The following is a 10,166-nucleotide window of genomic DNA, read 5'->3' on the forward strand; positions in this document are numbered from 1 at the left end:
CAGCCGGCAGGCAGGGTCGCGACCCAGGCCGTGGTGTGCCGCAGCACGCGCCACGTGGCGGTGCGGCGGGCAACACCGGCTGCGCTGCGTGGCGTCCAGGGCGCTCCGATGCGGGCCTCGGCAGCGCTGACGAGCGACAGTGTCGGCGCCGAGGTGCCGACGATCTCGACGGCGGTGGTAGCGAGGGCGAGCAGGGCCGCGGCCGCGCGGTATTTCTTGAGCGATTGCATGGGCATGTTGGTTTCTCCAGATGTTGAGGTGAAGTCTAGTGGGAGGACTGAGCGGCAAGCCGGGCCGAGCCCGCCAGCGCCGCCAGGTGAGCAACCGCGAACAGAAAGTGCGCCGCGGTTGTGACGTAGCCGACGACGAGCACATCGGCGGCGATGAAGAACTGCCAGAACAGGAGATTTGCCGTTCCGAGCAGCACATGCACGGCAGCCAGGAAGGCGTGCCAATTGCGGGAGTAGGCGATGCGCCAGAGCGTCACGCCGATGATCAGTGCAAGCCCGTGCGCCTCGATGAAGCCGATGCCGGTGCCTGGCGCATCGCCTAGCAGGATCGCTTCCGGGCCCCGCCCGAAGAAGGAGCCGGCGATATCGGTGAAAAGCCCGCCGGCCGAGGCCAGCATCAGGAAGCCGGCGTTGAAGCGAACAAGCAGATTTCCGTGGAAGAGGGACATGATCGTTCCTTTCGGGGTTGGGAGTGATCACGGCGGTGCGCCGTGATCTGTCGGGTTGCGTTGCCGGCTCAAGCCGCTACGGCCTGCGGTTGGTTGGCGGGCTCGGCTGCTGCCGCCGTCGCCGTCGGCGCCTTGATGCCGAACCAGGTGACGTAGAGCGTCGGCAGGAAGACCAGCGTCAGCACGGTCGCCACCATTAGTCCGCCCATCACGGCGTAAGCCATCGGTCCCCAGAACACCGTCGGCGCGATCGGGATCATGCCGAGGATGGCGGCCGCCGCCGTAAGCAGGATCGGCCGCAGCCGATGCGTGGTGGCGCTGATCACCGCGGCCCAGGGCTCTTCGCCGGCGGCAATGTGCTGGTCGATCTGTGCGATTAGGATGACCGAGTTGCGGATCACCATGCCGATCAGTGACATCACGCCGAGGATGGCGACGAAGCCCATCGGAGCACCTGACAGGAGCAGGGCGCCAGCAACGCCGATGATGGCGAGCGGCGCGGTGAGCAGCACCAGCACGAGGCGCTGAAAACTCATCAGCTGGATCATCAGCACCGTCGCCATGATGAACAGCATCAGCGGAAAGACCACGAAAATGCTGGCCTGCGCCTTGGCGCTGTCCTCGATCACGCCGCCCTGTTCGACGCTGTAGCGCACCGGCAGCTCCGCCTTGAATCCAGCGATCGCCTTCTGCAGCCGCTTCGAGACGACGGTGGCGTTCTCGCCGGGCGCGACGTCGGCCTGCACCGTCACGGTCGGCAGGCGGCCACGGCGCCAGATCAGCGGCGGCTCGGTCTGGTAGCTGAGCTTCGCCACCTGCTCGAGCGGCACGCGCCGTCCGCCCGACGCGCTGATCGTCAGGCCGCGCAGCGTGTCGATGCTGGCGCGTTCCGAATCCACGGCGCGGGCGACGATGTCGACGAGATAGGTATGGTCGCGCATCTGGGTGATCTTCGAGCCGGACAGGATCGCGTTGATCGTCTCCGACAGCTGCTGCGAGGAGATGCCCAGAGCGCGCGCCCGGTCCTGATCGACCTCGACCTTGATGACCTTGGCCGGCTCGTTCCAGTCGTAGTTGATATTGCGCACCGCGGCGTCGCTGCCCAGCACCTGCGCAAACTGCTGCGCAAGGCTGCGTGTCTTGTCCGGGTCCGGACCCGAGACGCGGAACTTCAGCGGCCAGCCGACGGGCGGCCCCAACTCCAGCGGCGTGACGCGGGCCATGACGTCGTCGAAACCGGTCGACAGCTCGCGCTCCAGCCGGTCGATCACCGCCTGGCGCACGGCGTGGCCCTTGGTGACGACCACGGCCTGGGCGAAGAAGTCATTGGCAAGCTGCGCGTCGAGCGGCAGGTAGAAACGCACTGCGCCCTGGCCGACATAGAAGCTCCAATGGTCGATGCCGGGATCGGAAGCGAGCAGCTTTTCGACGCGCTCAACGACTGCGTCCGTCGCCTTAATCGAAGCGGTGCGGGGCAAGGTGAGGTCGAGCATCACCTCGGGCCGATCCGACTTCGGGAAGAACTCCTGGCCGACAAAGCCCATGGCCACGACCGCGAGCGCGAACAGGCCCGCGGTCGCCGACAACACCAGCCACTTCGCCCGCATCGCGGCTTCAAGCAACGCCTGGAAGCCGCGGGCGATGCGCGATGGCTGATGGCTGCCGCCATGGCCCTTGATGCGATCGGGCAGCAGGAAGACGCCGGTCAGCGGCGTGAACAGCACCGCCACTACCCAGGACACGACGAGCGCGATGGCGACGACCGCGAACAGCGAGAAGCAGTATTCGCCCGCGCCGCTCTTGGCGAAGCCCACCGGCACGAAGCCGGCGATCGTCACCACCGTACCGGTCAGCATCGGAAAGGCGGTCGAGGTATAAGCGTAGGTCGCGGCCGAGATCTTGTCGTAGCCTTCCTCCATACGGGCGATCATCATCTCGACCGCAATCATGGCGTCGTCGACCAGGAGGCCGAGCGCGATGATCAGCGCACCGAGCGAGATGCGCTGCAAGGAGATGCCGAAATACTCCATCGTGACGAAGGTGATTGCCAGCACCAGCGGGATGGCGACGGCCACAACGACACCCGGACGCCAGCCGAGCGCTAAGAGCGACACGGCAAGCACGATGGCGATCGCTTCGCCGAGGCTCTTGGTGAACTCGCCGACGGATTCTTCGACCACGTGCGACTGGTCGGCGACCATGCCAAGCTCGGCGCCAAGCGGCAGCTCGGCCTCCATCTCGTGCATCTTCTCCTTGACGTTTTCGCCCAGCGCCAGCGCGTCGCCGCCGGCCGTCATCGACACAGCGATACCGACTGCGGGCTTGCCGTTGAAGCGGAACATCGGCTGCGGCGGGTCGGAATAGGCGCGCTTGACCTCGGCGACGTCACCCAGCCGGAAGTAATGGCCGTTGGCGTAGAAGTTGATCGCCTTTAGGCTCTCTTCCGAGGTGAAGGAGCCGGACACGCGGATGGCAATGCGCTCTGGGCCGGCATCGACCGTGCCGCTCGGCGTCAGCGCGTTCTGCGCTTGCAGCGCCTGCGTCAGCGTGCCGACGTCGAGACCGAGCGCCGCCACCTTCTGCGTCGAGAATTCGAGATAGATCTTCTCATCCTGCTGGCCGATCAGGTCGACCTTGGCGACGTCCTTCACGGTGAGCAGCCCGGCACGCAGGCTGGTCGCCATGTCCTTCAGCTCGCGATGGCTGAGACTGTCGGAGGTGAGCGCGTAGATCAGCGAATAGGTGTCCCCGAACTCGTCGTTGAAGAACGGGCCCTGCACGCCGGATGGCAGCGTCGGCTTGATGTCGTTGAGCTTCTTGCGCACCTGGTACCAGGGCGGCTGCACCTGGTCGCCGGCGACGGTATCCTTCAGGTTGACGAAGACGACGGATTCGCCGGGCTTGGTGTAGCTCTTGACGTAGTCGAGATCGGGCAGCTCCTCGAGCTTCTTCTCGACGCGGTCGGTGATCTGCTCGACTGTGTCGCTGGTGCTGGCGCCCGGCCACATCGTCTTCACCACCATGGTCTTGATGGTGAAGGGCGGGTCCTCCTCGCGGCCGAGACCGCGATAGGCGTAAAGGCCGGCAAGGGCTGCCGCGATCATCAGGTAGACGATGAAGCTGCGGTGGCGCAGCGCCCATTCGGAAAGATTGAAGCTGCTCATGACAAAATCCCTCTCTCAGCGCGCGCGAAGGCGCGTTCCGCCGGCTTCTGCCGGCTGGCGAAACAAGTGAAGACTGGGTTTCGGTCAGCGCCCGCTGTTTGGCGGGCACTGTTCAGGCCAGGCTGTGCATGGTGCCCGGCACGCGGTAGGGCGCACGCTCCGCTGTCCTCGGCTTGATGGCGAGACCGGTGAGATAGCGCTGGAAGCTGGCGGCCTCCTGCAGCGGCGATGCAAGTGCAACATGCCCGTCCGGCCTCACCAGATAGGCGGCGTCGCGCTGCAGGCCGGCTTTCGCCGCTGCTTCAGACCAGGCGAAGGCGTGCACCGGAACGCCGGTCGATGCCAGCATGGCCCGGAACTCGGCATTGGCCTCGCCATAGACATGCACCTGCCAGTCGAGCGAGCGCAGCGGCTCGAAATTGTCGCTACCTGGCATCGGCACATAGGGCAGGCGGTCGCCGCCGCTGATCTTGCCAGCTGTGCCCGAACTGATCGGGCCGGCGCGGTACTGGATCGCCGCCTGCGAGATGACGCCGAAGAAGGCGCGCGAACCATATGACGTCTGCAGCGCGATGTTCAGGATCTTCGGCATCAGATAGCGCCGGAACAGGCCGACGAGCCGCGAGCGGCTGGTGGCGATGCGGAAGGCCTGGTCCGTGCTCTCGATCAGCCTGTGGGCGAAGGCGATACGCTCCGGCTCGTAGCTGTCGAGCAGGCGCCGATCGGCTCGGCCCTGCACCACGGCGGCGAGCTTCCAGGCAAGGTTCACCGCGTCACCCATGCCGGTGTTCATGCCCTGGCCGCCGGCCGGACTATGGATGTGGCCGGCATCGCCGCAGAGGAACACCCGGCCAACGCGAAAATTCTCGGCGACGCGGTGATGGACCCGGTAGGTCGAGAACCAGTTGACCTCGTCGACGGTCACGCCAGTGTCGCGCTCGACGTCGGCGCGGATCGCCTCGAAGCTGATCGTCTCGTCCGCCTCATGCGCCTTCGGCACGATACCGATCAGCCGGATCGAGCCCGACTGCCTCACCGGCATGACGATGGCGAAACCGTAAGTGCTGATGGTCGTGTCCATGCCATTGCGCGTGATGTCGCCCCGGCCTTTCACGTCGGCGACATAGAAGGACTGTTCATAGGCGCCGCCGGGGAAGCCGATATTGAGCCCATGCCGCACGGCGCTGTGGGCGCCGTCGCAACCGGCGAGGTAGTCGGCGACGACGGTCTCCGTCTGGCCTTCTTTGCTCAGCGTCGCGATGACCGCATGGCCCTTGTCTTGGAACGCGACCAGCTCGGTGCCGCGTTCGACCTCGACGCCGGCGCGCTCCAGATGCTTGATCAGCACGCGTTCGTGGATGTCCTGCGGCAGCGCGAAGGCGAAGGAATAAGGGCTGATGCGGCGGCCGAAATCGGCCAGCGGCAGCCTTGCAGCGACGCCGGCCGGCGTGTGCACAGTGAGCTGCTCGATCTTCAGGCCGGCTTCGAGCACGTCATCGACGATGCCGATCTGGCGGTGGAACTCCAGCGTGCGCGCCTGGACGGCGAGCGCCCGCGAGGTCTCCCCCGGAGCGGTGGCCTTGTCGAAGACGCGCACGGGAACGCCAAGCCTGGTGAGCCAGAGCGCCAGCGTGAGGCCGGTCGGGCCGGCGCCGGCGATAAGGACCTTCGTCTTGGACATGGTCATTTTCCTTCTCCCTCAACGATACGGACTTTTTCGTGTTCCCGCAGCCGGTTTACGCCGGCGGTGACGACCAGATCGCCCTTGGCGAGCCCCTCGCTGACCACCACCCGATCGGTCTCGTAGCGGGCGACCGTGACGGGTTTGAGCTCGACAGCCGACGAGGCTGACACCACCCAGACGGCGGGCTGGCCACCCTTGTCGAAGAGCGCGCTGCCGGGCAGCTGCACGACTGGCGCACCCGCAATCTCGACGCGGCCGGCGACACTTGCGCCGAAGCGCATCTCATCCGGCGCGTTCTCGAGCGACACCTTCACCTGGAAGGTGCGGGTGGCAGCGTCGGCCATCGGCGCGATTTCGCGAACCGTGCCGGTCGTCGAGATTGCAGGATTGCTGAGCAGCGAGACGGTGACTGCGGGAATCTCTCGGCCGCCCCTTTCGCTGGCAAAGGCGGCTTCCGCGATCGAGAACACCGCGTCGCGGTTGCTCGGATCAGCAAGGCGTACCACCATCTGCCCGACATTGACCGACTGCCCGGCTTCTGCGCCGGTGGCGGTGACGATGCCATCGAACTCCGCACGCAGCTCGGTATAGCTGAGCTGGTCCTTGGCCATCGCGAAGGCGATGTTCGCTGATTTCAGCTTGGCCTCGGCCGAGCGCAGATTCTTCAGCGTCGCGTCGTGATTGGCGCGTGTCGTGAAACCCTTGGCGAGCAGGGCGCTGATGCGCGCTTCGGCAGCGCTGGCTTCGACCAGCACGGCCTGGGCCGCTGCGACATCGGCCTCGGCACTGGCCAGCCGATTGCGATAATCCTGGTCGTCGATGCGGGCGAGAATCTCGCCCTTCTTCACCGTCGCGCCAACCTCGGCGCTACGCTGGATGAGCTTGCCGGAAATGCGAAAACCGAGATCACTCTCCAGCCGCGGCTCGATCTCGCCGATGGCGACGCGGTTTTCCGCAACCGGGGCCGGCGAGACCGAAACTGCCTTGACCAGCTTTGTGTCGGGCGTGGCCGGCGCGACGTTCGAAGCTTCGCTGCTGGCGCCATGCCATACCATGGCGGCGCTGCAGGCAAGAGCGGCGATCGAGCCGGCGACGAGGCGGCGCATCAGTGGCTTGTTACGAAAAAGTGCGGCAATCATGTTGTCTCCATGCCCAAGATTGCGGCCGCGCTTGGGAGGACGCGGCAGGCTGAAAATCGTGCTGGCTGTGAGGCAAACCGGGGTTTCGGCTGTCTTGCGCCGGCCAGAAGGTTTTGCAATTTCGACGGCGCGAAATCCCGAACGGTTTCTGAAAATTTTCCGATGTTTGGGTGAGATGCCGTGGGGGATCGCCGGTGCCGGCGCTCAGACCGTCCAGAAATAGCGTACGATGTGGAAGAAGATCGGCGCGGCGAAGACCAGGCTGTCAGTGCGGTCGAGCATGCCGCCATGGCCTTCGATCAGATGGCCCCAGTCCTTGACGCCCTGGTCGCGCTTGATCGCCGAGGCGACGAGGCCGCCGAGAAATCCCATCGTGCAGGCGACGAAGGCGACGGCCGAGGCCTGCAGCGGCGAGAAGGGCGTGATGAAGGAGAGTAGTGCCCCGAGCAGGCTCGACGCGACCAACCCGCCGATCAGCCCCTCCCAGGTTTTCGACGGCGAGACGTTCGGCGAGAAGCGGTGTTTTCCGAACAGCTTGCCGAAGATGTATTGCAGGACGTCGCTGCCCTGCACGACGATGATCAGGAAGGCGATGAGCAGAAGGTTGCGGTCTTCGAAACCCGGCACGTTGAGCGTCAGCAACGCAGGGACATGGCTGACGCAATAGACCGAGATCATGATCGCCCACTGCTGCGCCGAGACCCGCTCCAGAAACCGTTCCGTGTCGCCGTGCAGCGCCGTGATCGCCGGCATCAGCAGGAAGCAGTAGACCGGAATGAAGATGACGAAGAGGCCGTACCAGGCGGTCCACACCAGCCAGTACTGGAAGGGGATGACGATGCCGAACATGCCGAGCAATACCCAGTGGTCGCTGCGCCGGCTGTGCGTCAGCGTCACGAATTCACGCAGCGCCGCGAACGAGATCAGCGCGAACAGGATGGTCATGCCGTAACGGCCGAAGAAGAAGGCGACCGTCATCAGCGCCACCATCACCCACCAGGCGTTGACGCGCTGCGTGAGGTTGACCAGTGTCGAACTGAGCGGCTTCGGCGCGCGCATCGAAAGGATACCGGCGGTGACGCTGGCGGTGCTCAGCACCACGAAAAGGCCGATGATGAGAATGCTGATTTCGTGGCGCATCAATCGTCTCGGTCGGGGCGCGGATTGAGCGCCAGAAGCTCGGCGCGGGCGCGCTGGAGGAAGGCGCGCCGCTCTTCGCCCGGCCCCACAACGACGGGCGCGCCGAAGACGACGCGGCAAAGCAGCGGCACAGGCAGGAACTGGCCCTTGGGCAGCACGCGCGACATGTTCTCGATCCAGCAGGGGATCAGCTCGACGTCGGGCCGCGCCATCGACAGATTGTAGAGGCCGGAACGAAAAGGCAGCAGCTCGTCGCTGGTGTTGCGGGTACCTTCGGGGAAGATGATCAGCGAATGACCCTGGTCGAGCACGGAGAGCATGATCGAGATCGGGTGCTCCGCTTCGCTCGTCCAGGTCCGACTGATCAGCACGGAAGACAACATGTCCTGCGCGATAAAGCGGCGAAGCCGCGACTTGCCCCAATATTCGGCCGCGGCGATGGCGTGCGTCTTGGCACGCTCCGTCTCGCTGAGGCAGGCCGAGAGCAGGATGAAATCGCCGTGGCTGGTGTGGTTGGCGAAATAGATGCGCTGCCGGTCGGATGGCTCGCTGCCGCTCCAGATCGGCCGCACGCCGGTGACCGCCCATGCCATCGCCGACAGGCCGACCGAGGTTACGGTCTGCAACAGCGTGTAGGTGCGCAGCGAAAGCTTGCTCATCTCGGCATCCAGAATCCGGCGGTGAGGAACGCGACGACGAAGACCGCGAAGGCTATCCGCTGCCGGGCCAGCAGGCGGCGTGTTCCGGCGATGCGATCGTCGAGCGGGCGTGGCGTGGCCGGGGCGGGCTTCAACCGCATGCGCGCCAGCATGTCGTCGACCGCGGCGCCTCCTGATATCTCGTCGCCATGCGTCGCCATCAGCCGGAACAGCAGAGCATCGAAGACGAGAAGCGCCGAGAACCCGAGCACCACCACCGCGCTCGCCGCCGCAACGAGCAACGCCAGCACCGCAAGCGGCGCTTGGAACGCGCCGCGCGTCGAGGCGACCAGCGGCGCGATGCTGTCGCCGGCGATCACGATCGCGGCCGGCCATGCCGCCTGCTTGACCAGCATGGCGGCGAAGGCGGCCGTCTTGCGCTGATAGGCGTCGTCGCTCATGCCGGCTCGTCCAGTCCGAGCTGAAGATGCACCGGCCGGCCGGAAGCGGCGAGCTGCTTGCGCGCCTGCGCCGGAGTGTGCGAGCGGCCGCTGGCAACCAGCCAGCGGGCGACGACTGTGGCGCTGCGCTGAAAACCGAGCGCGCAGCAGACCAGCACAGTGCCCTGCCGGCGCGCCGGCTCGATTGCCGCCACCGCCTCGTCGAGCGTCTCCGCGGGCGGCGGCAGAAGATCGAGCATGGGAAAGCCGATCCAGCGGCCCGGCGCGTCACGCGGCCGCTCCAGCTCGGCGGCAAGATCGATGACCGTGCCGAAGGCGTGTGCTTCGGCAGCGTCGGGAAATCGCCCTAGAAAGACACCGTCGATGACGGCAACCACCGGCGGTAGCCTGCGCGTCCAGGCCCAGACATTGACCCTGGCGCCCAGCCGGTATGGCCAGAGCAGGATGCGGCTTGCCAGCGACACGCGGCCGTCCGCTGTCTTCTGGAATACTTTTGGCCCGGCTCCGGCATAGCCGAAAGCGACGATGGCCAGTGCAAGTGCCGGCCACAAAAGGATAAGCGCGAGCGCCGAGAAGAAGGCGCCGATGGCTGCACCGGCGAGCGCCAGGGCGGCGCCCAGCGCGTAGCAGAGCGAAAGCCGCCGCGCCTTGCCGTCTGCAGTCAGACGGAAGCCGGCGAAGGGCAGCTCGCCCCGGGCCGGAAACAGCCACAGCGCGAAGAAGCCGAGTAGCGCGCCGGTCGGGATATCGATGAAATGGTGCTGCCAGGTTGTCAGCACCGAGGCGCCGATCAGGAAGCACCAAACGTGCCAGAGCGTGAGCAGGAGGCCCGAAAGGCGCTGGCGCCAATGATCCCAGATGATCGCCAGCAATGCGATATGCAGGGACGGCGCCTGGTTGAACGGCTTGTCGAAGCCGCCGAGCACGGCAAACATGAAGCCGGGCAGGCCGGTCGTCGCCGGCCGCACAAAGGTGGCGGTCAGCGGAAACAGGATGAAGCAGGAGACGGCGACGACCTGCGCGGTGAGGTAGCGGCCAGCCAGCCGGTTCACGCCCTGCCGGCTGTCGTTGAGCAGCAGCGACAGGGCGTAGAAGAGGTTGATCGACCAATAGGGCACGATCGTCCAGGCAAGGAATGGAACGTGATGTTCCCACGAGAACACGATGCTGCCGACTTGATTGCGTTTCGAGGCCAGCCAGTTGGCGAAGCCATAGGTCGAATAGAAGAACGGCGCGAGGAAGGCGAGCCACAGCGCCGCCC

Annotated in this window: 9 protein-coding genes; all 9 read right to left on the bottom strand. The window is 65.8% G+C overall.

From position 1 onward, the window contains the following. A partial coding sequence (locus EOA28_RS12745) for a hypothetical protein (protein ID WP_128314931.1) occupies nucleotides 1-236 on the bottom strand: 236 nt, incomplete at its 3' end. A 29-nt stretch (nucleotides 237-265) separates the two neighbouring features. Next, the gene (locus EOA28_RS12750; RefSeq protein ID WP_189342029.1) at nucleotides 266-679 is read right to left on the bottom strand and encodes a hypothetical protein; all 414 of its coding nucleotides are present in this window, start codon (nucleotides 677-679) and stop codon (nucleotides 266-268) included. A gap of 68 nt (nucleotides 680-747) precedes the next feature. Beyond that, nucleotides 748-3,843, bottom strand: coding sequence for an efflux RND transporter permease subunit (locus EOA28_RS12755; RefSeq protein WP_127251609.1), 3,096 nt, complete (start codon nucleotides 3,841-3,843; stop codon nucleotides 748-750). 112 nt (nucleotides 3,844-3,955) lie between these two features. Next, nucleotides 3,956-5,524 carry an FAD-dependent monooxygenase gene (locus EOA28_RS12760; RefSeq protein WP_127251608.1) on the bottom strand — a complete coding sequence of 523 codons (1,569 nt, stop codon included), beginning with the start codon at nucleotides 5,522-5,524 and terminating at the stop codon, nucleotides 3,956-3,958. Between the two features lie 2 nt (nucleotides 5,525-5,526). Next, the gene (locus tag EOA28_RS12765) at nucleotides 5,527-6,666 is read right to left on the bottom strand and encodes an efflux RND transporter periplasmic adaptor subunit (protein WP_245463277.1); all 1,140 of its coding nucleotides are present in this window, start codon (nucleotides 6,664-6,666) and stop codon (nucleotides 5,527-5,529) included. Between the two features lie 204 nt (nucleotides 6,667-6,870). Next, the gene (locus EOA28_RS12770) at nucleotides 6,871-7,806 is read right to left on the bottom strand and encodes a phosphatidate cytidylyltransferase (protein WP_127251607.1); all 936 of its coding nucleotides are present in this window, start codon (nucleotides 7,804-7,806) and stop codon (nucleotides 6,871-6,873) included. After that, nucleotides 7,806-8,465 carry a lysophospholipid acyltransferase family protein gene (locus tag EOA28_RS12775; RefSeq protein ID WP_126083182.1) on the bottom strand — a complete coding sequence of 220 codons (660 nt, stop codon included), beginning with the start codon at nucleotides 8,463-8,465 and terminating at the stop codon, nucleotides 7,806-7,808. Before EOA28_RS12775 ends, EOA28_RS12770 begins: the two co-directional genes overlap by 1 nt. After that, nucleotides 8,462-8,905 (bottom strand): hypothetical protein, encoded by a 444-nt coding sequence (locus EOA28_RS12780; protein WP_126083181.1) that lies wholly within the window; start codon nucleotides 8,903-8,905, stop codon nucleotides 8,462-8,464. Before EOA28_RS12780 ends, EOA28_RS12775 begins: the two co-directional genes overlap by 4 nt. Next, nucleotides 8,902-10,166 (bottom strand): phosphatase PAP2/dual specificity phosphatase family protein (locus EOA28_RS12785; RefSeq protein WP_245501515.1); only part of this gene is annotated, 1,265 nt, incomplete at its 5' end. The genes EOA28_RS12780 and EOA28_RS12785, both read right to left, overlap by 4 nt.

This window comes from Mesorhizobium sp. M2A.F.Ca.ET.067.02.1.1 (genome assembly GCF_004023285.1).
Taxonomy (GTDB): Bacteria; Pseudomonadota; Alphaproteobacteria; order Rhizobiales; family Rhizobiaceae; genus Mesorhizobium.